23 protein-coding genes are annotated in these 24,912 nt (G+C 69.1%); 13 read left to right on the plus strand and 10 right to left on the minus strand.

Going from position 1 to position 24,912, the window contains the following annotated elements; all coding sequences use genetic code 11:
* Positions 1-46: 46 nt before the first annotated feature.
* From HLH28_RS09990 to HLH28_RS10005, 4 genes are all read right to left on the minus strand, one after another.
* Positions 47-742: a 2OG-Fe(II) oxygenase gene (locus tag HLH28_RS09990; RefSeq protein ID WP_182958418.1), complete on the minus strand. Its 696-nt coding sequence runs from the start codon at positions 740-742 to the stop codon at positions 47-49.
* Positions 726-2,096: an oxygen-independent coproporphyrinogen III oxidase gene (gene hemN / locus HLH28_RS09995; RefSeq protein WP_338029705.1), complete on the minus strand. Its 1,371-nt coding sequence runs from the start codon at positions 2,094-2,096 to the stop codon at positions 726-728. The genes HLH28_RS09990 and hemN overlap by 17 nt, the downstream gene beginning before the upstream one ends.
* 4 nt (positions 2,097-2,100) lie before the next feature.
* Positions 2,101-2,892 (minus strand): OmpW/AlkL family protein, encoded by a 792-nt coding sequence (locus tag HLH28_RS10000; protein ID WP_182958422.1) that lies wholly within the window; start codon positions 2,890-2,892, stop codon positions 2,101-2,103.
* A gap of 88 nt (positions 2,893-2,980) precedes the next feature.
* Positions 2,981-3,460 carry a hypothetical protein gene (locus HLH28_RS10005; RefSeq protein ID WP_182958425.1) on the minus strand — a complete coding sequence of 160 codons (480 nt, stop codon included), beginning with the start codon at positions 3,458-3,460 and terminating at the stop codon, positions 2,981-2,983.
* Positions 3,461-3,652: 192 nt separating this feature from the next.
* On the opposite strand from HLH28_RS10005, the gene HLH28_RS10010 reads away from it, so the two are divergent.
* The gene (locus HLH28_RS10010) at positions 3,653-4,405 is read left to right on the plus strand and encodes a Crp/Fnr family transcriptional regulator (RefSeq protein WP_182958428.1); all 753 of its coding nucleotides are present in this window, start codon (positions 3,653-3,655) and stop codon (positions 4,403-4,405) included.
* Positions 4,406-4,445: 40 nt separating this feature from the next.
* On the opposite strand, the gene HLH28_RS10015 is transcribed toward HLH28_RS10010, so the two are convergent.
* Positions 4,446-5,672 carry an AI-2E family transporter gene (locus tag HLH28_RS10015; RefSeq protein ID WP_182958431.1) on the minus strand — a complete coding sequence of 409 codons (1,227 nt, stop codon included), beginning with the start codon at positions 5,670-5,672 and terminating at the stop codon, positions 4,446-4,448.
* Positions 5,673-5,968: 296 nt separating this feature from the next.
* Between HLH28_RS10015 and pqqA the strand changes: the two genes are divergently transcribed.
* The 5 genes from pqqA to pqqE are packed head-to-tail and all read left to right on the plus strand — an operon-like array spanning position 5,969 to position 9,174.
* Positions 5,969-6,049, plus strand: a complete 81-nt coding sequence (gene pqqA, locus HLH28_RS10020) for a pyrroloquinoline quinone precursor peptide PqqA (protein ID WP_182940777.1) — start codon at positions 5,969-5,971, stop codon at positions 6,047-6,049.
* A 56-nt stretch (positions 6,050-6,105) separates the two neighbouring features.
* Positions 6,106-7,029 (plus strand): pyrroloquinoline quinone biosynthesis protein PqqB, encoded by a 924-nt coding sequence (gene pqqB / locus HLH28_RS10025; RefSeq protein ID WP_182958433.1) that lies wholly within the window; start codon positions 6,106-6,108, stop codon positions 7,027-7,029.
* A complete protein-coding gene (gene pqqC / locus HLH28_RS10030; RefSeq protein ID WP_182958436.1) occupies positions 7,026-7,763 on the plus strand; it encodes a pyrroloquinoline-quinone synthase PqqC in 738 nt (245 codons plus the stop codon). Before pqqB ends, pqqC begins: the two co-directional genes overlap by 4 nt.
* Positions 7,760-8,074, plus strand: a complete 315-nt coding sequence (gene pqqD / locus HLH28_RS10035) for a pyrroloquinoline quinone biosynthesis peptide chaperone PqqD (protein WP_182958439.1) — start codon at positions 7,760-7,762, stop codon at positions 8,072-8,074. The genes pqqC and pqqD overlap by 4 nt, the downstream gene beginning before the upstream one ends.
* The gene (gene pqqE, locus HLH28_RS10040; RefSeq protein ID WP_182958442.1) at positions 8,071-9,174 is read left to right on the plus strand and encodes a pyrroloquinoline quinone biosynthesis protein PqqE; all 1,104 of its coding nucleotides are present in this window, start codon (positions 8,071-8,073) and stop codon (positions 9,172-9,174) included. The genes pqqD and pqqE overlap by 4 nt, the downstream gene beginning before the upstream one ends.
* Before the next feature lie 67 nt (positions 9,175-9,241).
* On the opposite strand, the gene HLH28_RS10045 is transcribed toward pqqE, so the two are convergent.
* The 3 genes from HLH28_RS10045 to HLH28_RS10055 form a co-directional block, all read right to left on the minus strand.
* Positions 9,242-10,588 carry a cation:dicarboxylate symporter family transporter gene (locus HLH28_RS10045; RefSeq protein ID WP_182958445.1) on the minus strand — a complete coding sequence of 449 codons (1,347 nt, stop codon included), beginning with the start codon at positions 10,586-10,588 and terminating at the stop codon, positions 9,242-9,244.
* Between the two features lie 7 nt (positions 10,589-10,595).
* Positions 10,596-12,281 carry a sensor histidine kinase gene (locus HLH28_RS10050; RefSeq protein WP_246395967.1) on the minus strand — a complete coding sequence of 562 codons (1,686 nt, stop codon included), beginning with the start codon at positions 12,279-12,281 and terminating at the stop codon, positions 10,596-10,598.
* A 110-nt stretch (positions 12,282-12,391) separates the two neighbouring features.
* Positions 12,392-13,105, minus strand: coding sequence for a response regulator transcription factor (locus tag HLH28_RS10055; RefSeq protein ID WP_182958453.1), 714 nt, complete (start codon positions 13,103-13,105; stop codon positions 12,392-12,394).
* 271 nt (positions 13,106-13,376) lie between these two features.
* Here HLH28_RS10055 and HLH28_RS10060 point away from each other — a divergent pair, with 271 nt between their 5' ends.
* The 6 genes from HLH28_RS10060 (at position 13,377) to trmB (ending at position 20,657) form a co-directional block, all read left to right on the plus strand.
* On the plus strand, positions 13,377-14,000 hold the full coding sequence (locus HLH28_RS10060; protein WP_182958455.1) for a nucleotide exchange factor GrpE: 624 nt from the start codon (positions 13,377-13,379) through the stop codon (positions 13,998-14,000).
* Between the two features lie 207 nt (positions 14,001-14,207).
* Positions 14,208-16,118: a molecular chaperone DnaK gene (dnaK, locus tag HLH28_RS10065; RefSeq protein WP_182958458.1), complete on the plus strand. Its 1,911-nt coding sequence runs from the start codon at positions 14,208-14,210 to the stop codon at positions 16,116-16,118.
* A gap of 188 nt (positions 16,119-16,306) precedes the next feature.
* Positions 16,307-17,434, plus strand: coding sequence for a molecular chaperone DnaJ (gene dnaJ / locus HLH28_RS10070; RefSeq protein WP_182958792.1), 1,128 nt, complete (start codon positions 16,307-16,309; stop codon positions 17,432-17,434).
* Positions 17,435-17,728: 294 nt separating this feature from the next.
* A complete protein-coding gene (dapB, locus tag HLH28_RS10075; RefSeq protein WP_182958461.1) occupies positions 17,729-18,502 on the plus strand; it encodes a 4-hydroxy-tetrahydrodipicolinate reductase in 774 nt (257 codons plus the stop codon).
* A 159-nt stretch (positions 18,503-18,661) separates the two neighbouring features.
* Positions 18,662-19,849, plus strand: coding sequence for a methionine adenosyltransferase (metK, locus tag HLH28_RS10080; RefSeq protein WP_182958464.1), 1,188 nt, complete (start codon positions 18,662-18,664; stop codon positions 19,847-19,849).
* Between the two features lie 19 nt (positions 19,850-19,868).
* Positions 19,869-20,657: a tRNA (guanine(46)-N(7))-methyltransferase TrmB gene (gene trmB / locus HLH28_RS10085; protein WP_182958467.1), complete on the plus strand. Its 789-nt coding sequence runs from the start codon at positions 19,869-19,871 to the stop codon at positions 20,655-20,657.
* 130 nt (positions 20,658-20,787) lie between these two features.
* On the opposite strand, the gene HLH28_RS10090 is transcribed toward trmB, so the two are convergent.
* Positions 20,788-21,735 carry an SDR family oxidoreductase gene (locus HLH28_RS10090; protein WP_182958470.1) on the minus strand — a complete coding sequence of 316 codons (948 nt, stop codon included), beginning with the start codon at positions 21,733-21,735 and terminating at the stop codon, positions 20,788-20,790.
* Complete coding sequence (locus tag HLH28_RS10095; protein WP_246395970.1) at positions 21,732-22,376, minus strand: DedA family protein; 645 nt, start codon at positions 22,374-22,376, stop codon at positions 21,732-21,734. The genes HLH28_RS10090 and HLH28_RS10095 overlap by 4 nt, the downstream gene beginning before the upstream one ends.
* A gap of 103 nt (positions 22,377-22,479) precedes the next feature.
* On the opposite strand from HLH28_RS10095, the gene HLH28_RS10100 reads away from it, so the two are divergent.
* Positions 22,480-24,480: a S9 family peptidase gene (locus tag HLH28_RS10100; RefSeq protein ID WP_182958473.1), complete on the plus strand. Its 2,001-nt coding sequence runs from the start codon at positions 22,480-22,482 to the stop codon at positions 24,478-24,480.
* Positions 24,481-24,912: the final 432 nt, after the last annotated feature.

The following is a 24,912-nucleotide window of genomic DNA, read 5'->3' on the forward strand; positions in this document are numbered from 1 at the left end:
AAAGACCATGGCATGGCCGGAGATTCGCGGGTGGCGAAAGGAAAGTTCAGGCCGCCGGGCCGAAGGCCAGTTCGTCCGTGGCGCGCCAGTCGGGGCCGACGAAATTGACGATCAGCGACCGGCGCAGGCCCCGGATCGGACGGCGCACGAACCCGTGCCAGCTGTCGGCGGCCGGCACGAACAGCAGGCCGGAATTGAACGCCCCGGATGCGCGGACGACCGCGCGTCCCTCGCCGGTCATCAGGTCGGTGCCCCAGTCGGCCGCCCCGGCATCGGTCGACAGCGAGACCAGCAGGGTCAGCTTCTTCGCCCCGATATCGGTATGGGGTTCCAGCCAGAACCCGTCCGTGTCCAGGCACAGTTCCAGCCGCAGCGCCGTCCCCGCCAGCCGGGCGCCGCACAGGCCGGCCAGCGCCTGCCGCGATGCGGGGGCATCGAACATGTCGGCCAGGATGGCCAGGCCGGGGACCTGCGCGCGCCGGGAAGGGGTCACGAAGACGCGGTGGCCGTTGCGGGCCTCTCGCCGGCCGCCGGTATCGCCGCCCCGGGCCGCGCGGCCGGGATCCCAGGCCAGCAGGGCCGCCACGGCGGAGGGCGGCAGGATGTCCGCCAGCGTCCAGTGCGCGAACGGCCAGGCCGCACCACGCGCCGCATCCAGCGATGCGGCGAGGCCGGCCCGCGCGGTCGCGGTCGCATGTCCCGCGGGCTGGACCGGGGTGTCCCGTTCAGATGGCCGCGGCATGCCGTGTCGTGTCGGCCGGCGTGCGGTAGGCGTCGAAGAGCGCCGCGACCGATCGCAGGAACGGCCGCCCGGCTTCGGTCACGCGGATCGTCTGGCCGTCCAGCGTCACGAACCCGTCCGCCGCCAGCCGTTCCAGCGCCGGCGCCGCGTCGGCGAAGCAATCGTCCCGGGCGGCGTGGCGGCGCGCGATCTCGCCCAGGTCCGCGCGCAGGTTGCACATCAGCGCCTCGATCACGTCCGCCCGCAGCCGGTCCCCGGCGGTGCGGCGCACGCCGCGCGCGACCGGCAGCGTGCGCCCCGGACCGGCCATCATCTGCGCATAGGCGACGGCGGTCGTCGCGTTCTGGGTCAGGCCCTGCGCGAAGGCGGAAATCGCCGACGCCCCCACGCCCACCAGCACCGTTGCCGGATCGACGGTATAGCCCTGGAAATTGCGGCGCAGCGTCCCGGCATCGGCGGCCCGGGCCAGGCCGTCGGCGGGACGCGCGTAATGGTCCAGCCCGATAGCCCGATATCCCGCCACGCGCAGCACGGCGTCGATCCGCGCGCGCTGGGCCAGGCGATCGGCCGGGCCGGGCAGGGCGTCGGCGGGCAGCAGGACCTGCCGCCGCTGCTTCCAGGGCACATGGGCGTAGCCGAACACCGCCAGCCGGTCGGGGTTCAGCGCCGCGACCGACGCAGCGGTGGCACCGACGCCGTCCACCGTCTGGTACGGCAGGCCGTAGATCAGGTCGACATTGACCGAGCCGATGCCGGCGTCGCGCATCCGCCGGATGCAGTCCGCGGTCTGCGCGTGGCTCTGGCTCCGTCCGCAGGCGCGCTGCACCATGGGGTCGAGATCCTGCACGCCCAGGCTGGCACGATTGAATCCAAGCGCCCCCAGCAGGGCAGGATAATCGTCGGGCAGATAGCGTGGGTCGAGTTCGATGGCGATTTCGGCGCCATCCTCGACCCGGAACAGGCGGCGGACGGTCTGCATGACCTGCCGCAGGGTGTCGGCCGGCAGGGTGGTGGGCGTCCCGCCGCCCCATTGCACGTGCGACACCGGCCGCCCGGGGCCCAGCCGGTCGGCCACGCGCGTCAGTTCGTCGATCAGCAGCGCGCCATAGGCCGCCCGCCCGTCGGGATCGCGCATCACGGCGGTGTTGCACCCGCAGAACAGGCACAGCGCGTCGCAGAACGGCACGTGCAGGTACAACGACAGCGCCGCCCCCGACGGAACGGCGCGCAGCCAGGCATCGGCGTCCACCGGGCCGACATGCCCGGTGAACTGCGCCGCCGTGGGGTAGCTGGTATAGCGCGGCAGGTTTCCCCCGTACCGGGACAGGAGATCGGGGGAAGCCGCCGCGGTCACGGGATCAGAACCGGTATTCGATGCCGGCGCCGACGACCGTCGGGTCGAGCGAATCATGCGCCTTGATGAACGGTCCGTTGACGCCGCCACGGTCGTTCGCCCAGGCATGCATGCGCATGAACATCTGCTTGACGTCGAAATTGAAGAACCAGTTGCCGACCAGCTGGTAATCGAAGCCGGCATTGACGGACGGGCCGCCGGTGAAGCCGACATTCAGCTTCTGCGCCAGGCCGCCGGCCGGCGAGACGTTGTGGAACCAGGCCATCGTGCCGCCGACGCCCACATACGGGTTGAAACGCTTGTGCGGACGGAAATGCCAGGCGAACGTCACGGTGGGCGGCAGGACCCAGGCGCTGCCGACATCGACATGGGCGGCGCCGCCCACGCCATCGGCCGCGACCTCGTGCCGCGAGCTGGCGGCGATCAGGTCGACCGACAGGTTGTCGGTGAAGAAATATTCGAACGTCAGTTCCGGCGTCACCTGACGGGTGGTCTTGACCCGGCCCGACACCGCGGCGCCGTTGATCCACAGCTTGCTGTCGCGGTCCTCGGGCATCACGCCCAGCGCGGACAGGCGGATCAGGAAATCGCCCTTGCCCAGGCCGATCCGTGTGCCGGCACAGGTTTCGAACAGCCCGCATCCCCCGCCATGGGACGGCGGCGCCGCGACAACCGGGGCGACGACCGGCGCATTCACGTAGGTCGAAGGGGTCGCGGACTGCGCGTATCCCGCGACGGGCGCCAGCATCGCCAGGCTGGCCGTCATCCGGAAGGCAAGGCTACGGGTCGGTTTCATTCGTTTCGGGCCTCTATGATCTTTTCGCGATGAACACATCGTGTGGTCTGGAAAGATCACGGGCGCCCATCGGGTGCCTTGACATGAATCAAGGCGTGCCGCGGCCGGGGACCGCCACCGGTCGTATCGTCACCGCGCCCGCGGGGCGGTGACCCTGCGCCGCCAGCCCGGCCAGCAGGGCAGGTGCGGTGCCCGGCATCACCGTCCGGACCGCGCCGCAGCCCGCCTGCCGCGCGATGGCGTCCAGCGCCGGGAGGAAGGCATCCAGCACCGAGCCGCCGTCGCCGAAGGTCAGGGCGATGAAATGCTCGGCCGTCAGGACCCGGCCGAAACGCATGTCTGGGTCGCAATGAAAGGATATCAGGCCGCAGGGAAAACCGCCGGCGCCATGGCGCGCCACCAGGATTCCCTGCCGCAGGCGCGGGCCGGACCGCGTCGCGCGCCGCGCCGTACGCATCCAGCAACGGCGGTCCATCGCAGGAAAGACCGACCTGACGAGGGGGTAGACCAGGGCGCTTTCGTCGGGCCGCAGCAGGTCGACCACGATACGGGAGGCATGTTCATTCAAGGGGCGACCCGGACCTTACGTGCTGTCATTACCGGGGAACGCTCGCGATCATGGCCCTTTCAGGCATTGATTCAGGTCAACTCTGCCCGCATCCTGCGGTATTGTCGTGTCCCCGCCGGCGAACCCCGCGTCCGCCGGACCACTGGTCCCGCCACCCCGGACGGGCCCGAACCGGGAGGAGCCCGGAACATCATGCCTGATCCGACCACCTGTCAGTTCGAGGGACGGCCCCGCCGTATCGTCCTGACCGGCGCGCACCGCAGCCCCGAATATTGCCTGACCTGCGGCGTCCGTTCCCGCAGCGTGTGCAGCGCCCTGGATGACGGCGACATCGCCCGGCTGGCGGAAACGGCGGTCGAGACGCTGGTGCTGCCGGGCCGCTGCTTCATCGAGGAAGGCGGGCCGGCGACCGATTTCTTCAACATCACCTCGGGCACCGTCAAACTGTTCAAGGCGCTGCCGGACGGACGGCGGCAGATCACCGGTTTCGCCGGGACCGGCCATTTCCTGGGGCTGGCGGTGTCCGACCATTACGCCTTCGGGGCCGAGGCCCTGGACACCGTGCGGCTGTGCCGGTTTTCGCGGGCGCGGATGCGGCACCTGCTGGACGATTTCCCCCGCATGGAACGCCGCCTGCTGGAGGAAGCATCGAACGAACTGGTCGCCGCCCAGAACCAGATGCTGCTGCTGGGCCGCAAGACCGCGCGCGAACGGGTGGCGAGCTTCCTGCTGGACCGCATGCAGGATGCCCTGGACCCCACCGGAATCGTCCCCCTGCCGATGACCCGCGCGGATATCGCCGATTATCTGGGCCTGACGATCGAGACCGTCAGCCGGACGCTGAGCTGGCTGCGCCGCGAGGGCATGATCGCCATCGGCAAGGGCCATGCCATCCGCATCGCCGCAATGGCGCGGCTGGAAACCCTGGCCAGCGGCGACAGCTGAAAATCCGTCCGGGAACGCCTTTTACCGGCGGCCCGGCCGGTCAGTCCGCGGGTTCCTTGGCGTGGCGGGGCATCATCGCGGACTGGACCGTGCGCGGGCGCGTCGGGCCGCCGACGATATGGCCGATCGGCGTCAGCACGTCGACATGGTCGCAGATGATCTTGAAGACCGCGAGCAGCGGCACCGACAGGAACGCCCCCCACACGCCCCACAGCCAGTCCCAGAACATCAGCGACCCCATGACCAGCACCGGATTCAGGGTGAAGCGTCGGGCCAGCACCATGGGAGTGATCGTCTCGCCTTCCATCAGGTGGATGCCCAGATAGACCGCCGGCGGCAGCAGCGCCTGCAGGGCCGAGGGATAGACGAACAGGCTGACGACGAAATAGATCACGATGCCGGTCATCGGCCCGATGATGGGGATATAGTTCAGCAGGAACGCGACCACCCCCCACAGCAACGGGTTCGGCAGGCCGAACGCCCAGCATTGCAGCATGTTCGCCAGCCCCACCAGCACGTTGATGATCGTGATGGTGGTCAGGTAGAGCGAGACGTTGCGTTCGATCTGGTAGGCGATCTGCACCGCGCGGCGCTTGTCGGCGAAGGTCGGCATGATCTCGACGAAGCGGCGCAGCAGGCTGTCACCCTGCGCCAGCAGGAAGAACAGCATCAGCATCATAGTGAAAAGCTGCCCCACGAAGGCCCGCGTGCCCAGCAGGACGCTGGATCCGAACGTGCCCAGGCCCCCGCCGGGCGTGGAGGACGGCGCCAGCAGCACGACCTGCCCGCTGCCGCCATGGCCACGCTGGCCGCCGACGACGGCGAAGAAATTCGCGATGCGGTCGTTGGCCGCCTGGATCATCTGGATCGGGCCATGCAGCAGCACCATGCGGGCCTGAATCGCCGACATCGTCTGCGGCGCGCGGGCGATCCAGCCGGCGGCGGGAACGGAAATCGCCGTCCCGATGGCGCCCACCACGCCGAACACGCACAGGATCAGCAGCAGCGCCGCCAGCGTCTTGGGCAGGCGCAGCCGGAAATGCAGCACGCGCATCGGCGCCGACAGCAGCAGGTTCACGACCATCGCCAGCACGATCGGCAGGATGATCGCCGCCGCGAAATACAGGGTATAGAACACCGCCAGGACCGTCAGGACCAGGAGGCAGGTGGTCTGCACGTTCATGCGGCTGCGCCGCACGACCTCGTTCGCGCGCTGCTGCTGGTGGGCGTCGAAGGTCGCGGCGTCGATATCGGGTACAGGCGGCATGGCCCTGTCTCATGGCTTGGCGCTCCGCCGGGCGGGCCGGCGCCGTGATCCGGGGTAGTCTTCCGCCACCGCGCGCGCAAGGCACAAGTGACGGCGGCATCGGTGCCCCGCGCCATGTGCAACAGCGGATCGGGTCGCAGGTCCCGTCACAGGAACGTGAGGCCACATCCCCGCATGCAGGATCGATTTGCGCAAATCCGGCCTTGAAACCCGTGGCGATCGGGGCTCACATCCCCCAAGGAAGGGGATTGTCCCCTGTACGGCCCGATACGGGCGACCGGACGATGGAGGTTATCATGGCCTGGACTGCACCCAAGATCACCGAAATTCCGCTGGGCGCGGAAATCAACACCTACGTCTGCGGCGAAAAGAAATAAGCCGTGCACGCCGCCCGCCTCGCGCGGGCGGCGTTTTTCTTCTAGACCTGTCGGCCATGATCGACATCATCGTTCTCGGCGCGGCGGCGGGCGGCGGTTTCCCGCAATGGAATTCCAATGCCGCCGGCTGCAGGCGGGCTCGGGCCGGGGATCCGGCGGCGCCGGCCCGCACCCAGGCTTCCATTGCCATCAGCGGCGACGGCCGACACTGGTTCGTCGTCAATGCCTCGCCCGACCTGCGGGCGCAGATCGGCCAGACCGAGGCCCTGCACCCGCATGAGGGCCTGCGTTCCACCCCGATCGCCGGGGTGATCCTGACCGGGGGGGAGGTCGATACCGTCACCGGCCTGCTGACCCTGCGCGAACGCCAGCCCTTCACCCTGCTGGCGACGCGGCCGGTTCTGGACCTGCTGGATGCCAACCCGATCTTCGAGGCCCTGGACCGCGCAATCGTCGCGCGCGTGTCCCTGCCGCTGGATACCCCGTTCGCGCTGGCGCTGCCAGACGGCACGGCCGCCGGGCTGACCGTCACCGCGTTTCCGGTGCCCGGCAAGGTGCCGCTCTATGCCGAGAGCGGACCGGACCCGGCGGCGATCGTCGAGAATGGCGAGACGATCGGGCTGGCGATATCCGACGGGACGCGGCAGGCGTTCTTCATCCCCGGATGCGCGCGGATGACCGACGCCCTGCGCGCGCGCCTGCGCCACGCCGACCTGGTGTTCTTCGACGGCACGCTGTGGCGGGATGACGAAATGATCCGCGCCGGCGTCGGACAGAAGACCGGCCAGCGGATGGGACATATGTCCGTCGCCGGGGATAGCGGCACCATCGCCACGTTCGCGGATCTGGACGTCCGGCGCAAGGTGCTGATCCACATCAACAATTCGAACCCCGTCCTGCTGTCGGACAGCCCCGAGCACCGCGCGGCCCGCGATGCGGGATGGGACGTCGCCCATGATGGCATGAGGATCACGGCATGACCGTCCAGCCCCTTTCCCCCGACGAACTGGAAGCCGCCCTGCGCGCCATCGGCGCCGAGCGGTACCACAACCTGCATCCGTTCCATCGGGCGCTGCACGGCGGAACGCTGACCCGGCCGCAGGTGCAGGCGTGGGCGCTGAACCGCTATTACTACCAGTGCCGGATCCCGGCGAAGGACGCGACCCTGCTGGCGCGCCTGCCGACGGCGGAACTGCGGCGGGAATGGCGGCGGCGGCTGGTCGATCACGACGGCGATGCGCCGGGCACCGGCGGCGTGGCCCGCTGGCTGAAGCTGACGGACGGACTGGGGCTGGACCGCGCCTATGTCGAGTCGCTGGACGGGCTGCTGCCGGCGACGCGCTTCGCCGTCGATGCCTATGTCGAATTCGTCCGCGACCGGTCGATCCTGGAAGCCGTCGCGTCGTCGCTGACCGAACTGTTTTCCCCCACCATCATCAGCGAACGCGTGTCGGGGATGCTGCGGCATTATGATTTCGTGACGCCGGAAACGCTGGCCTATTTCCAGCCCCGGCTGACGCAGGCGCCGCGCGATTCCGACTTCGCCCTGGCCTATGTCCGCGAACATGCCCGCACCGCCGAGGAACAGGCCGCGGTCCTGGACGCCCTGAAATTCAAATGCGGCGTGCTGTGGGCGATGCTGGACGCGCTGGATTACGCCTATGTCGTGCCCGGACGCATCCCGCCCGGCGCCTTCCGGCCCGATCCCGCATGACCGACGTTCCCACCGCGGCGGCCGCCCCCACGGGACCGGGCCTGGCCGAGGCCGCGGTCGTGCGGTTCATGCGTGGCGTCCGCCTTCAGCATGACCGGGTGCGCGACCAGTGGGTGATCCAGGCCCCGGAGCGCGCCTTCGTCCCCGACCCGATCGCCACCGCGATCCTGCGCCTGGTGGACGGGCAGCGGCCGGTGGGGGCCATCATCGACCTGCTGGCCGGGCAGTTCGACGCCCCGCGCGCGGTCATCGCCCATGACGTGCTGGCGATGATCGCGGACCTGACCGCACGTCAGGTGCTGATACGATGAACGCGCCCCCGCCCCCGATGAGCCTGCTGGCCGAGCTGACGCATCGCTGCCCGCTGCAATGCCCGTACTGTTCCAACCCGCTGGCGCTGGACGGGCGGGAGGCCGAGCTTTCGACCGCCGAGTGGATCGGCATCCTGGACCAGGCCGCCGAGATGGGCGTTCTACAGGTGCATTTTTCCGGCGGCGAGCCGATGGCGCGTCCCGACCTGCCGGAACTGGTGAGGCACGCGGCGGCGCGGGGGCTGTATACCAACCTGATCACCTCCGGCGTGCTGCTGACCGAGGCGACGTTCCGTCCGCTGGCCGAGGCCGGGCTGGACCATGTCCAGCTGTCGTTCCAGGACGTCGATACCGGCCCGGCCGAGCAGGTCGGCGGCATGAAGGGCGCACAGGCGAAGAAGCTGGAGGCCGCGCGGTTCGTCGTCGCGGACGGCATGCCCCTGACCCTGAATTTCGTCATCCATCGCGGCAATGCGGGGCGCGTGCCGCGCATGCTGGAGCTGGCGCGCACCCTGGGCGCCCGCCGGGTGGAGATCGCCCATACCCAGTATTACGGCTGGGGCCTGGTGAACCGCGCCGCCCTGATGCCCAGCCGCGCCCAGCTGGACGAAGCCACGCAGGCGGTCGAGGACGCACGCGCCCGCCTGGGGTCCAGCCTGACCATCGATTATGTCACGCCGGATTATTACGCCGACCGGCCCAAGCCCTGCATGGGCGGCTGGGGGCAGCGGTTCGTCAATATCTCGCCCGCCGGGCGGGTCCTGCCCTGCCATGCGGCCGAGACCATTCCGGGCGTGTCCTTCCCCGACATCCGTACCGCCACCCTGGCCGACATCTGGGAGAACGCGCCGCTGTTCCGGCTGTTTCGCGGCACGGACTGGATGCCCGAACCCTGCCGGGGCTGCGACTTCCGGGAACAGGACTGGGGCGGCTGCCGGTGCCAGGCGCTGGCGCTGGTGGGCGACGCCGGGGCGACGGACCCGATCTGCTCCCGGTCGCCACATCACGACCGGGTCACGGCGATCCTGGAGGAACTGCCGGCCGAACCGCCGCCCTTTGTCTATCGCCGGTTCGGCAATGCGCCGGGGGGCGGGCGGTAATCGGGGCGCTGCCCCGAGCCCGGGCACAGGGCGGTCGCCCTGGGCAAACAATCCCGGGCGCTGGATTTCAAAGGCCTGCTGCTCCCTCGCCCTTCGGGCGCAGGACGCGGCGGGCCGTGTGGGGGTCGAACTGCCCTTCCCATGCCGCGACGGCGACGGTGGCCACGCAGTTTCCGACCAGGTTGCCCAGGGCCCGGGCGATGCCGATGAACCAGTCGACCGACAGCACCAGCACCAGCCCGATCGGCGGGATGGACGGCACGACCGCCAGGGTCGCCGCCAGCACCACGATGCCGACGCCCGGCACCCCATGCGCGCCCTTGGACGTCACCAGCGCCATGCCCAGGATCAGCGCCAGTTGCCCCGCCGACAACGGCGTGCCGGTCGCCTGCGCCAGAAAGAGCGTCGCCAGCCCCAGGTAGATCGACAGTGCATCCAGATTGAAGGAATAGCCTGCCGGCATGACCAGCCCCACGACGTCGGAGCGTACGCCCAGCGCCGTCAGCTTGCGCATGACCTGCGGCATCACCGCGTCGGACGAGGTGGTGGCGCAGGTGATGACCAGTTCCTCGCGGAAATAGGCCAGGAACGGCCACAGCCCGACCCCGCACGCCCGCAGCACCCCGCCGAGGCACACCCCCACGAAGACCGCCACGATCAGGACATAGAGCAGGACGAACGACATGAGGTGGCCCAGCGATCCCAGCCCGTACCGCGCGGTGGTGTAGGCGACCGCGCCCAGCACGCCCAGCGGCGCGAACCATGTCACCACCCCCATCATGCGGAACAGGACGGCATTGGCCGAGGCCACGAGCACGCGGACCGGCTGGCCGGCGTCGCCGGACATCAGCAGGCAGGCGCCGAAGAGGATGGAGAAGAACAGGATTTCCAGCACGTCGTTGCGGGCGAAGGCCGCCACCGGACTGGCGGGGATCAGGTTCAGCAGGAATCCCGCGATCCCGCCCTGCCGCATCGCGTCGGCATGCCCGGCATAGGCCGTGAGCGCCGAGGGATCGAGCGTGTCGATCCGCACGCCCATGTGCCGCCCCGGCGTGAACAGCAAGGCGCCGCCCACCCCCATCAGCAGGGCCAGGGTCGTCATGCCCTCGAAATACAGCAGGGCCTTGAGGCCGATCCGCCCCACCGCCCGCAGCGATTCCGCCCCGGCGATCCCCTGCACCACGACGCAGAACACCAGCGGCCCGACCACCATCGAGATCAGGTGCAGGAACGCGTCGCCCAGCACGCGCAGCCCCGCCGCCCATCCGGGCGCGGCAACGCCCAGCACGGCCCCCAGCACGGTGGCCGCCACCACCGCGAAGAACAGCCGGTGCCCCGAACCGGACCGGGACAGGGCTGGCGTGGACAGGGCTGGAGCGGACAAGGGCGGGGCGGGGGGAGCGGAGGATGTCATGCGGTCCTTATCCCACGCGGGGCAGGGTGACGACGAAGCGCGCGCCGATGACGGTCCCGTCAGCGGCCAGGCGGTTTTCCGCCCGGATCGTGCCCTTCAGGGCCTCGACGATCTGGCGGCTGATGGACAGGCCCAGGCCCGAATGCTGGCCGAAATTCTCGCTGGTCGGGCGTTCGGAATAGAAACGGTCGAAAATGCCGTCCAGCTTGGCCGCGGGAATGCCCGGGCCCTCGTCCATCACGGCGATTTCCACCATTCCGCCGGGCGCCGGCGCGGCCGCCAGCACGATCCGCCCGTCGGGCGGCGAGAACGAGATCGCGTTGCCGATCAGGTTGCGCAGCACCTGCACCAGACGGTCTTCCACCGCCAGCACCGCCAGCGGCCGGTCGGGCGTCTCGCCGGTGCTGGTCACGCTCAGGATCGGCTGTCCGGGCGTGCGCGTCGCCTGGTGGATTTCGGTCAGCACCGCCAGGATCGGCACGACGGCGACCGGTTCGGTCCGCACGCGCGACAGTTCGGCGTCGACGCGGCTGGCGTCGGAAATGTCGGTGATCAGGCGGTCCAGCCGCCGGACATCGTCGGTGATGATCGTCAGCAGCCGCCGCTGCCGGTTCAGATCCTCGATCCGGCCCAGCGTCTCGATGGCCGAGCGGATCGACGAGAGCGGATTCTTGATTTCATGGCTGACGTCGGCCGCGAAGCGTTCGATCGCATCCATGCGCGCCCACAGCGCGCGGGTGCTGTCGCGCAGGGCGCGGGCGACCTCGCCGATTTCATCCCGGCGGGCCAGCAGGCGGACGGGGACGGTATCCGTCCGTCCCGAGGTCTCGCGCATCACATGGGCCGAGGCCGCCAGCCGCAGCAGCGGCCGCGCGATGGTCAGCGACAGGTACCACGACAGCAGCACGGTGATCGCCAGCGCCATCAGGAACAGCGACAGGATCGACGACCGCACGGCGAACAGCGAGCGATCGACATCCCGCGCCTGGCGCGTCAGCTGGATGATGCCGATGGTCTGGCCGTCATGCATCACCGGCTCGGCGACGGTGACGATCAGATGGTGATGCGCGGTGCGGCGGATATAGGGGGGCATTTCCGGCGCCGACTGGCCGCCGGCGCCGGTCACGGGCTGGACGCTGGGATCGGTGTCGGGCGTATCCAGCGTCACGATCCGCGCACCCGACAGGGTGGGCAGCAGCGACAGCAGCGCGTCGTAGAACCGTTCGCCGAAACCGGCGCGCGCGGGCATGTCGTCGGCCGCCCGGCCGGACTGGCGGTCGGCGTCATCGTCGCCAGCCAGCGGCGAGGGCAAGGGCTGGGCGTCGACATGCCCGCGCGTCCAGCCGTGCTGGACCGCCGCCTCCTCGACGCGGCTGTCGGCCACCACCTGCCCGTCGGGCGCGAACAGGCGGGCATGGGCGCTGGGGCTGGGTTCGGTCAGGCGCAGCAGCAGCGGGCGGGCCAGCGGCGCGTCCAGGACCGGCTGCCCGCGTCCGAAGGCGACCGCGCTCTGCCCCAGCGCGCCGGCGTAGATCCGCGCCTGCTCGCGCAATGCCGTGACCTCGGCCTCCAGCAGGCTGTTCTGGAACTGGTCGAGATACAGCAACGTCAGCGCCAGCAGCACCAGCGGCAGCGCGTTGACAAGCAGGATCCGGCGCATCAGCGGCGAGACCAGCCGCGTGCGGTATTCCATATAGGCCGCGGCCGCGTCGCGGTTCAGGGCCTCGGTGCGCGGAACCACGATGTTGCGGAAGCGGGTGAACGGATCGGGCAGGGGCAGGACCCAGTTGCCGAGGCGCAACCTCATTCCTCCTTGTAGCGGTATCCGATCCCGTACAGGGTCTCGATCTGGTTGAACTCCTCGTCCACCTGGCGGAATTTCTTGCGAACGCGCTTGATATGGCTGTCGATGGTGCGGTCATCGACATAGATGTTCTCGCCATACGCCGCGTCGATCAGCTGGTCGCGGGACTTGACCAGCCCCGGCCGCGCCGCCAGCGCCTTGACCAGCAGGAATTCCGTCACCGTCAGCTGGATGTCCTTGCCGCGCCACAGGCACTGGTGCCGGGTCTCGTCGAGCGACAGGTCGCCGCGCACCATGGTGCCGCCGATCGCCTGGCCGCCGGCGGCCTCGACACGGCTGGCCTCGTTCCGGCGCAGCAGGGCGCGGATGCGTTCGAGCAGCAGGCGCTGGGAAAACGGCTTGGTGATGTAATCGTCGGCCCCCAGGCGCAGGCCCATCAGCTGGTCCACTTCCTCGTCCTTCGACGACAGGAAGATCACCGGAAGCTGCGACCGGCTGCGCAGGCGCTGCAGCAGTTCCATCCCGTCCATACGCGGCATCTTGATGTCGAGGACGGCGAGGTCGACCGGGCGGCTCATGATCCCGTGCAGGGCGCTTTCACCGTCGGTGTAGGTCCGCACCGTGAATCCCTCGGCCTCCAGCGTCATCTGGACCGACGTGAGAATATTCCGGTCGTCGTCGACCAGCGCGATGGTGTGTTTCGTCGGCTCCATTACCGTGTTCTCGCTCCTTGCCGGCCGGTCCACGGCCTTCCCGCTCTCCGCCCGGGCGGCTGGCCGGCCCCGGGGTGGCGCGCATCATAGCGTCAGCCGCACCGCCCTGTCATGGGCGCGGATCCTGACCATCCATCCATCTTCGGCCCGGCCGGACGGGCGCGCGGCGGGCGGCGCCTGTCCGCAGGGCGGACGAAACCCGCAAATTCGTCATGCCGCGGGCGCCTGCAACGCCTTGTCCATCGGCGCGGGCTCACCTACTTCATCAGATATGAGCCACGATACAGACCCCACACCCGTCGTCGACTCTCCGAACGGAGAGGACGGCGTCATCCCGCCGGGCCAGCCGTCCGGTACCGCAACGGACCAGGACGCCGCCGCCCCTGGCACCCCGGACGGCGAACGCCGCATCCAGGAGCTGGAGAGCGCGTTGGAGGAGATGCGCGAGAAATGGATGCGCGCCGAGGCGGAGATGCAGAACCTGCGCACCCGCACGAAGCGCGAGATCGAGGACGCGCGCCAGTACGCGACTCAGAAATTCGCGCGCGACGTCGTCGAGGCCGCCGAGAACCTGAAGCGCGCGCTGGCCAGCCTGCCCCACGTGACCGAGGGCGAGGACAAGCTGATCGCCCGCATGCGCGAGGGGATCGAGAGCACCGAGCGCTCGTTCATCGGCATCCTGGAACGCCACGGCATCACCGCCGCCGACCCGGCCGGCACCCCGTTCGACGCGAACCATCACCAGGCGATGGCCGAGCAGCATAGCGACGAGCATCCGCACGGCACCGTGATCCAGGCCTGGACCCCGGCCTGGACCCTGCACGGCCGCCTGCTGAAGCCCGCGATGGTCGTGGTGTCGAAGGGATCGCCCGCGCCGGACAAGACGGACGGCTGAGGCATCCCGTCCGCGAAAGATCGCCGTCCGGGCCCTGTCCCATGAAACGCCCCTTGAAACGAACGGCGGGGCTGAATACATGCAGGACAGGTTCGGCGGCATGGTCGCGGATGTGATGAGACAGTCCGTCCAATCCGCCAGAACAACAGGATCTAGGGTCCCATCCGGTGCTTCGGGCCGGGTCGGGCTGCTGAGAGGAGAGCATTCATGAGCAAGGTTATCGGTATCGACCTGGGCACGACCAATTCGTGCGTCGCCATCCGCGAGGGCGACGAGACCCGCGTCATCGAGAACAGCGAAGGCGCGCGCACGACCCCGTCGATGGTCGCCTTCGCCGACAACGGCGAAATGCTGGTCGGCCAGTCCGCCAAGCGCCAGGCCGTCACCAACCCCACCAATACGCTGTATGCGGTCAAGCGCCTGATCGGCCGCCGCTATGACGACCCGACCGTGACCAAGGACAAGGGCCTGGTCCCCTATTCCATCGTGTCCGGCGACAATGGCGATGCGTGGGTCGAGGCGCAGGGCAAGAAATACGCCCCGTCGCAGATCGCCGCCTTCGTGCTGGGCAAGATGAAGGAGACCGCCGAGGCCTATCTGGGCGAGACGGTGTCGCAGGCCGTGATCACCGTCCCGGCGTACTTCAACGACGCGCAGCGCCAGGCGACCAAGGACGCCGGCCGCATCGCCGGCCTGGAAGTGCTGCGCATCATCAACGAGCCCACGGCGGCGGCGCTGGCCTATGGCCTGCAGAAGAAGAACGGCGGCACGGTCGCGGTCTATGACCTGGGCGGCGGCACGTTCGACGTGTCGGTCCTGGAGATCTCGGACGGCGTGATCGAGGTGAAGTCCACGAACGGCGACACGTTCCTGGGCGGCGAGGATTTCGACGCGCGGATCATCAGCTACCTGGCCGACGAGTTCAAGCGCGAGCAGGGCATCGACCTGCGCGCCGACAAGCTGGCGCTGCAACGGCTGAAGGAAGCGGCGGAAAAGGCGAAGATCGAGCTGTCTTCCTCCAAGGAGACCGAGATCAACCTGCCGTTCATCACCGCCGACGCCTCGGGCCCGAAGCATCTGGTGCTGAAGCTGAGCCGCGCGAAGCTGGAAAGCCTGGTCGACGACCTGATCCAGCGCACGATGGAGCCCTGCCGTGCGGCCCTGAAGGACGCGGCGGTGTCGGCCGCCGAGATCGACGAGGTGATCCTGGTCGGCGGCATGACCCGCATGCCCAAGGTCATCGAGGCAGTGAAGCAGTTCTTCGGCAAGGAGCCTGCGCGCAACGTCAACCCCGACGAGGTCGTGGCCATCGGCGCGGCCGTGCAGGGCGCGGTGCTGAAGGGCGACGTCAAGGACGTGCTGCTGCTTGACGTGACGCCGCTGTCGCTGGGCATCGAGACGCTGGGTGGCGTGTTCACCCGCCTGATCGACCGCAACACGACGATCCCGACCAAGAAGAGCCAGACCTTCTCGACCGCCGAGGACAACCAGGGCGCCGTGACCATCAAGGTGTTCCAGGGCGAGCGCGAGATGGCGGCGGACAACAAGCTGCTGGGTAATTTCGACCTGACCGGCATCGCCCCCGCCCCGCGCGGCGTGCCGCAGATCGAGGTGACGTTCGACATCGACGCCAACGGCATCGTGTCGGTGTCCGCCAAGGACAAGGCGACCAACAAGGAACAGCAGATCAAGATCCAGGCCTCGGGCGGGCTGTCCGAGTCCGACATCGAGAAGATGGTCAAGGACGCCGAGGCGAATGCGTCGGCCGACAAGGCCAAGAAGGAGCTGGTCGAGGCCCGCAACCAGGCCGAAAGCCTGGCGCATCAGGTCGAGAAATCGCTGGCCGAGGCCGGCGACAAGGTCCCGGCCGGCGACAAGGCCGAAGCCGAGGCCGCTATCGCCGCGGTGCGCAAGGCGCTGGAGGGCAGCGACGCCGCCGCCCTGAAGACTGCGTCCGACACGCTGTCGCAGGCGGCGATGAAGATCGGCGAGGCCGTCTACAAGGCCGGCCAGGCCGAGGCGGCGCCGGGTGCCGGTTCTGCCGGCGCAACCGGTCCGAACGGCGAGAAGGTTGTCGACGCCGATTTCGAGGACGTCGACGACAAGAAGTCCGCCTGATCGTCGCAAGACAGCTCGATTACCGGCGGCGCGGGTCACATCCCGCGCCGCCCCCAGCGACCGAAGGCGCCCGCGCTTCTGTGAAGACGGGCGCTTTTTCCATGTATGACAGGGCCGTTCGAACCCATGGGCATCGGTGCCCATGATGGCGCGGACATTCCGGCACGGCCCCGCCAGTGAGGACCATGATGGCCACCAAGCTTGATTACTACGCCGTTCTCGAAGTCTCCCGCGATGCGAATGGCGACGAGCTGAAAAGGGCGTATCGCAGGCTGGCCATGCAGTACCATCCCGACCGCAACCCGGGGGACGCTTCGGCGGAAGCGCGCTTCAAGGAGATCAGCGAGGCGTACGACGTCCTGAAGGACGAGCAGAAGCGCGCGGCCTACGACCGGTTCGGCCATGCGGCGTTCGAGGGCGGCGGCCCGGGGGCCGGCGGGTTCGATTTCGGCGGCGGGCTGGGCGACATCTTCGAACAGATGTTCGGCGACATGATGGGTGGCCGTCGCGGCGGCGGGCGCCGGTCCGGCGGCGACATCCAGGTGCAGGTGACGATTTCCTTCGTCGAGGCCTTCGCCGGGGTCCGGAAGCCGATCACCGTGCCCACCCGCGTGACCTGCGAATCCTGCGACGGCACCGGCTCGGCGGACCGCGACCAGGGGGCGGAGACCTGCCCGACCTGCCATGGCGCCGGCAAGGTCCGCGCCCAGCAGGGCTTCTTCCTGGTCGAACGCGCCTGCCCGACCTGCCATGGCGCGGGCAAGGTCGTCCGCAATCCCTGTGCCGCGTGCCATGGCGCAGGCACGGTGGAAAAGGACCGCACGCTGGAGATCGCGATCCCGGCGGGGGTGGAGGACGGCACGCGCATCCGCCTGTCCGGCGAGGGCGAGGCCGGGGGCAAGGGCGCGACCCCGGGCGACCTGTATGTCCATGTCGCGGTCGAACCGCATCCGATTTTCCAGCGCGACGGTGCCAACATCTATTGCCGCGTACCGCTGCGCATGACGCAGGCGGCCCTGGGCACCGAGATCGAGGTCCCGGTCGTCGACGGATCCCGCGCGAAGGTGAAGATCCCTGCCGGCACCCAGACCGGCGAGAATTTCCGCCTGCGCGGCAAGGGCTTTTCTGTGCTGCGGTCGTCGGCGCGCGGCGACATGTATATCCAGGTCTCGGTCGAGACCCCGCGCCACCTGACCAAGCGGCAGCGGGAATTGCTGGAGGAATTCGAAGGCGAGGCCGGCGACCACGACCGCGCCAATCCCGATAGCGCGGGATTCTTCAGCAAGGTCCGGGACTTCTTCGAAGGCAAACTCTGAGCCTTCCGGCAAACACGGTTTGCCGGCGATCCGACGCGCATTTCCTGTGCGCCGATGCGCGCGGCCACCACGGCCGCTGCGCGACACCCCCGCGCAGCAGACCGCGTTTTCAGAAGGATTTCAAAAACAGCCTCTGCCCCTCTCCCTTTCCCCTGCTGTTGAAAGGGGGGCGGGATAGCGGTAAAAAACTCCGTCCATGGTGATCCCCCCACTCGCACCGTGGATATCCAGGCGGCGCGATCCCCCGGTCGCGCCGCCTACCGTCTTTTCGGGGCATGAATCCGGGGCACGCACATGACGACACAGACGGTCCGGATCGGCATTGCCGGGATCAATGGGCGGGTCGGACGCCTGCTGCGCGAGGAGGTTACGGCCAGCGGCGCCGTGCTGGCCGGCGGCACGACGCGCGATGCCGCGCCGGCGGCCCCCGGCCTGTTCGCGACCCTGGCCGACCTGGTCCCGCGCTGCGACGTGGCGATCGATTTCACCCATGCCGTCACAGTCCGCGACCATGCCGCGATCCTGGCGCGGGCCGGGGTGGCCTGGGTGCTGGGCACCACCGGCCTGTCGCCGGCCGACCAGGACGCGGTGCGCGACGCGGCGCGCCACATTCCCGTCGTCCAGGCGGCGAATTATTCCCCCGGGGTCACCCTGGTCACGCGCCTGGCCCGCCAGATGGCGGCGGCCCTGCCGTCCGGCAGCTATGACGCCGAGATCGTGGAAATGCATCACCGCCAGAAGGTCGATGCCCCGTCCGGCACGGCGCTTGCGATCGGGCAGGCCGTCGCCGACGGGCGCGGCATCGACCTGGCCACCCATATGGAAAGCGGCCGGACCGGCCATGCCGGCCCGCGCGGGGCGGACGCCATCGGCTTCGCCGTGCTGCGCGGCGGCCAGATCGTGGGCGAGCATACGCTGCTGTTCACCTCGGCCACCGAACAGATCGCCCTGACCCATCGGGCGTTCGACCGGCGGGTGTTCGCAACCGGCGCCGTCCGCGCGGCCTGGTGGGTCCGCGACCGGCCACCCGGCCTGTACGACATGGAAGACGTCCTGGGGCTGGCGTGACCGAACCGCGCGCCGGCGGCGCCTATTCCCCATGGCGGGACCGTGATATCCCGTGAAAACACTTGACGCTCTGTAGGTATTCGGCCAAACGGACCCGCCCGGACCCCGCATGCCCGGCGGCGTCATATCTTTCACCGTTTCGAGGTAGACAGGACCATCATGCGTAACAAAGGCGATTTTCTGTTCACATCGGAATCGGTGTCCGAAGGCCATCCCGACAAGGTCGCCGACCGGATCAGCGATACCGTCCTGGACGCCTATCTGGCCGCCGACGGTGAATCCCGCGTCGCCTGCGAAACGCTGGTCACGACGAACCGGGTAGTCCTGGCCGGTGAGGTTCGCGGACCGTCCTCGGTCACCACCGAAAGCCTGATCGAGGGCGCGCGCGCCGCGATCCGCGACATCGGGTACGATCAGGCCGGCTTCTCGTGGAAGAACGCCAACGTCGAATGCTATCTCCATGCGCAGTCCGCCGACATCGCCGTCGGCGTCGATAGCGCTGGTGCCAAGGACGAGGGCGCGGGCGACCAGGGCATCATGTTCGGCTTCGCCACGCGCGAGACCGAGACGCTGATGCCGGCGCCGCTCTATTACGCCCATGGCATCCTGCATCGCATCCGCGACCTGCGGAAGGCCGGCGACGCCCGCGTCGCCAACCTGCAGCCCGACGCCAAGAGCCAGGTCACGCTGCGGTATGTCGACGGCCGCCCGGTCGGCGCGACCTCGGTCGTCATTTCCACCCAGCATGACGAGGGCGCGAGCCAGCCGGCGATCCGCGAGGCCCTGCGCGGGATCGTGCAGGACGTCCTGCCGGACGGCTGGATGTGCCCGGACGACGAATTCTACGCCAACCCGACCGGCGTCTTCGTGATCGGCGGACCGGACGGCGATTGCGGCCTGACCGGGCGCAAGATCATCGTCGATACCTATGGCGGCGCGGCCCCTCATGGCGGCGGCGCGTTCTCGGGCAAGGATCCGACCAAGGTCGATCGCTCGGCGGCCTATGCCTGCCGCTATCTGGCCAAGAACGTCGTGGCGGCCGGCCTGGCCGACCGCTGCACCCTGCAGATTTCCTACGCCATCGGCGTGTCGCATCCGCTGTCGGTCTATGTCGACCTGGACGGCACCGGCAAGGACGTGGACGAGGCGAAGCTGGGCAACGTCCTGCGCGAGGTCATGAACCTGACGCCGCGCGGCATCCGCCAGCATCTGCGCCTGAACCGCCCGATCTATACCGAAACGTCCGCCTATGGGCATTTCGGCCGGACGCCGGACGCCGGACGCGACAATTTCACCTGGGAACAGACCGACCTGGTGGATGCGCTGCGCGGCGCGTTCAACCGCTGATCCCCACGCCGAACGCGACATGACGGCAGGGCAGGACGACGCCGCGCGGGCGACGGAGTCGCCATCTTCGGGGCCCCTGCCGGCGGCGCCCCGCGCGGGGGCGCCTCTATCCGCCACCGACGTCAAGGCGTCGCCGGATCGGCTGTACGGCCGGCACCGGGGGCATCCGCTGCGGCCCCGTCAGCAGCGCCTGCTGGACCTGACGCTGCCGCGCCTGCGCCTGGCCCCTTCCGTACTGACCGACCCCGTGCGCGGGTTTGGCCGCGCGCCCTCCGAACTGTGGCTGGAGGTCGGGTTCGGCGGCGGCGAGCATTCGCTGGCCCAGCATGCGGCCCATCCCGATGTCGGCTATATCGCCTGCGAAGTGTTCGAGAACGGCATGTGCTCGCTGCTGTCCCGGCTGGTGCCGGACGGGCAGGAGGACACGGCCCCGGTTCCCGAGATGCTGCGCCTGTGGGACGAGGACGCGCGCGCCTTGCTGCGCGCCCTGCCGGACCGGTCGATCGACCGGATGTTCCTGATGTTCCCCGACCCGTGGCCCAAGGCCCGACATGCCAAGCGTCGCTTCGTCCATCCCGCGACGATCCAGCTGGTCGCCCGCGTGCTGAAGCCCGGCGCCACCTGGCGTGTCGCCAGCGACGACCCGACCTACCAGGCCTGGGTGGAAGAGGTCATGGGCGCGCAGGATCTGTTCGATACCGCCCCCCCGGCCACCGAGCGGCCCGAGTGCTGGCCCCCGACCCGTTATGAGGCCAAGGCGCTGCGCGCCGGACGGCAGCCGCTGTATTGGGTGTTCACGCGGCGCTGAGGCCGGAGCCTGCCACAAGGGCGTTGCCCTTTGGAACCCCGGAACTTCATAAACAAACGGGATGCAAGGGCTGCGGCCCTTGCCGGGTTCGGGCGGAGCCCGATCCTGAAGCTATGCCTCTTGCGCAGCCTTACGACAGCGCAACACCCGTCAGCCGTTCCGACACCTCCCACAGCCGCCGCGCCACCGGCAGGTTGCGGGCCTGTGGCGGCACACGGGCATCAGCGACCCGGCCGCGCCGTTCCCCCCGGCCCGACGGGCCGTAATAGCCGCCGTCCGAGGCCTGGGTTCCGGCGGCGGCGAACAGGATCGGGCGGGCGCCGGCCTCGGCGGATTGCCCCATCAGGCGGAAGGCCGCATGGGTCAGGCGGCGCATCAGGCGTTCGGCCGCGCCCTGCGGCGCGTCGGAGCGACTGACCGCGATATCGGTCAGGGACCAGCCGGGATGAGCGGCGATGGAATGAAGCGCCCAGCCCCCGGATTGCGCCAGCCGGTCCAGTTCCAGGGCGAAGATCAGGTTGGCCAGCTTGCTCTGCCGATAGGCGCCGAACGGGGTGTAGCGGTGCCGCGACTGCAGGTCGTCGAACAGGATCCGCCCTTTCCAAGCCGCCAGGCTGGCGACGCTCACGACGCGGCCGCCCCCCGGCGCCCGGACCAGCAGCGGCCGCAGCCGCGCGGTCAGGGCGAAATGGCCCAGATAGTTGGTTCCGAACTGAAGTTCGAACCCGTCGGCCGTTTCCTGCCGGGTCGGCGCCCCCATCAGGCCGGCGTTGTTCACCAGGATATCCAGCGACGACACCTGGTCCGCCAGGTCCCGCGCGAAGGCGGCGACCGAAGCCAGGCTGGCAAGGTCGAGCGGCATGAACCGGGCCCGTGCGTCCGGCAGCCGGCCCTGCAGGCGGGCCAGCGCTGCCGCGCCCCGGTCGGGATTGCGCCCGGCGAGGATCACCGTCGCCCCTTTCGCCGCCAGACCGCACGCGGTTTCGTACCCCAGGCCGCCGGTTGCGCCCGTCACCACCGCGACCCGTCCGGTCAGGTCGGGCGCGCGATCGATCGTCCATTTCGCGGGTACGTTCATGCCGGTTTTTCCCCCTTCTGTTCGCGTTCGGCCGCCTGCATGGCCTCCTGGGTCAGGCGCAGCTCGTTCTTCTTGAGGAAGAGGAACCCGCCGCCGATGACAACGGCCGCGACAAGCCCCAGCGCGATTCCCACCGGCCCCGAGATCCGCAGCACCTCGTGCCCCAGGTAATAGGTGCAGAACGCATAACCCCCCGCCCAGCCGATGCCGCCGAGGGCATTGAACAGCAGGAACGTATGCCACGGCATCCGGTTCGCCCCCGCCAGCAGGGCGACGAAGACCCGCAGCACGGCGATGAAACGGCCGAAGAACACCACCTTGCCGCCATGACGGCTGAACAGATAGCGCCCCAGCATCAGGCGTTGCGGCGTCAAATAGACCTTCGAGCCGTGCCGTTCCAGCAGGCGATAGCCGAACGTCCGCCCGATCAGGTAGCCGAAATTATCCCCCATGATCGCCCCGACGACAGCCGCCACCGCCACCCAGCCGATATCCAGCCGGTGCGTGGCCGCGCAATACAGCGCGGAGGAGATGATCAGCGTTTCGGCCGGCAGCGGCAGGCCCATGCTTTCCAGCATGACGACCACGCCGATCACGCCGTATCCGTAATGGATGAAAAGGGATTCGAACTGATGAAGCAGGGGACCGGACCTGTCCTGTTGCGGAGAACAGGCTGAGGAACCGTCTGGCCGGCGCGGTGTCAAGTCAATACGACGAACGGGACAGGCAAACAGGAGCACACAGATGACAGATCCGACCGTCGCGCATGCGCCGCCCGCCACCGAGCGGCCCTATGGAACCTGGCCGTCCGCCGTCACCACCGCGCTGGTCGCGGGCAAGACGGTCGGATTGTCGGCGTTGCAGACCGACGGCGACGCGATCTTCTGGCTGGAAACCCGCCCGTCGGAGGCCGGACGAACCGTGCTGGTCCGCTGGACGGCCCAGGGCGGCACGGTCGATGTCACCCCGCCGCCGCTGGATATCGGCACGCGGGTGCATGAATACGGCGGCGGAGCCTATGTCGTGTCGGGCGGGCGTGTCGCCTTCAGCAGCCGTACCGACGGCAGCATCTGGATCGTCGAGGCGGACGGGCCGGCACGGCCGATCAGTGCCGTCGCCGGGCTGCGCTTTGCCGATTTTGCCTTCGACCCCGCCGGCGACCGGCTGTTCTGCGTGCGCGAGGACCATCGCGCGGGGGGCGAGCCGGTCTCGACCCTCGTGGCGTTGCCGCTGGCGGCCGGCGATCCCGCGACGCAGGAGGGGCGGATCCTGGTGTCCGGCCCGGATTTCGTCAGTTCGCCCCGGCCGTCGCCGGATGGGCGGTATCTGGCATGGATCGAATGGAACCACCCGTCGATGCCCTGGGAGGCGACACGCCTGCGCGTCGCCCGCCTGGCGCGCGACGCGAGCGGCGGATGCGCGCTGGACGATGCCCGGACGATGGCGGGCGATGGCGAGCCGGAATCGGTCATCGAACCCGCCTGGGCGGACGCGCAGGTGCTGTACGCGGCGTCGGACCGCAGCGGCTGGTGGAACCTGCTGCGCTTCACCCTGCCGGACGGCGCCCCCGCGCCCGTCGCCCCGATGGAGGCCGAGATCGGCCTGCCGCACTGGGTGTTCGGGCAACGCAGCTATCGCCCCCTGGCCGACGGGTCGATCCTGGCCATCGCGATCGACCATGGCGAGGGGCGGACGATCCGCATCACGGGCGGCGCGCCGCCGTCCGTGACGGTTCGTCCCGCCAGCCTGGGCCACCCGGCGCAGTGCCCGGCCCCGCTGCCGGACGGGTCGCTGGCCTGGATCGATACCCCGCCCGACGGACCGCCGGCGGTGGTGCACGGCCATGACGGCGTGCCGCCGGACATCCTGCGCGTGGCGACAGACCTGCCGCTGGCGCCCGGCGACATCGCGCGGGCCGAGACGATCCGTTTCCCGCTGCCCGACGGGCCGGGTGGGGCGCTGCGGGGACACGCGTTCTTCTACCCCCCGGCCAACAGCCGTTTCCACGGCCCGGCGGACGAAAGGCCGCCCTTGATCGTGATGGCCCATGGCGGCCCGACCGGCCGGGCAAGCGAGGCCTTTTCCTTCAAGGTGCAATGGTGGACCAGCCGCGGCTTCGCCGTCGTCGACGTCAATTATGGCGGGTCGACGGGCTTCGGGCGTACCTATCGCCAACGGCTGGAGGGGAAATGGGGCGAAATCGACGTGGCGGACTGCATCGCCGCCTGCCAGCATCTGATCGAGACCGGCCGCGTCGATCCGCACCGCGTCGCCATTCGCGGCAGCAGCGCCGGCGGCCTGACGGTGCTGCTGGCGCTGGCCCGGTCCAGCCTGTTCGCCGCGGGCGCCAGCCTGTACGGCGTCACCGACCTGCGCGCCCTGGCGCAGGAGACGCATAAATTCGAATCCCGCTACCTCGACAGCCTGGTCGGTCCCTATCCGGCAGCCGAGGCCACCTACCTGGCTCGCTCCCCCCTGACGCAGGCCACGGGAATTCGTGCCCCCGTATTATTCCTGCACGGGCTGGACGACGCCGTGGTCCCCCCCGGCCAGGCCCGCGCCATGGCGCACGCCCTGGCGGACAACGGGGTTCCACACGCGCATTACGAATTCCCGGGCGAAAGCCACGGTTTCCGGCGCGAAGAGACAATCCGCCGCGCGCTGGACCTGGAACTGGATTTCTACGGCCAGATCTTCGGCTTTACGGTCCCGGACGTCAGCGAAAGGGTCGTCATGCGGTCCTGACGCGAGGCCCTGCCCCGCACCCCGCCAAAGGCGGTCGCCTTTGGAAATCATGTGTTGAGGACGACGATATCTTTGCGAACATCGCTTGTATTGCTCCAAGCCAGTCACCTGACGAGGACCTACAATTCGAGAGTGGACTTTCCATGACGACTTCTATGATCCCCTCTCGAACATTCAATATAGGGGAAGGGTTTTTTGGAAACGCACATCGGTTCGGCAGGACAGAAGATCGGAATTGTCGGGAAAACGGTTGGTCTGCTTTTAGTCAGACACTGTGCAAATCGGACATTCGCACGGTTGAATCGACGTCCGGTGCGCGCGCATTGGTGCCCGAGACCATACCCGGTTTCCGGAGGCCATGGCTGCATTACGGCCTACCCCCTTGGGAGCATAGCGCATGCCTATTTTGACTGGCGCCCGAACCGATGACGG

Origin of the sequence: Gluconacetobacter tumulisoli (assembly GCF_014174155.1) — a bacterium.
Taxonomy (GTDB): domain Bacteria; phylum Pseudomonadota; class Alphaproteobacteria; order Acetobacterales; family Acetobacteraceae; genus Gluconacetobacter; species Gluconacetobacter tumulisoli.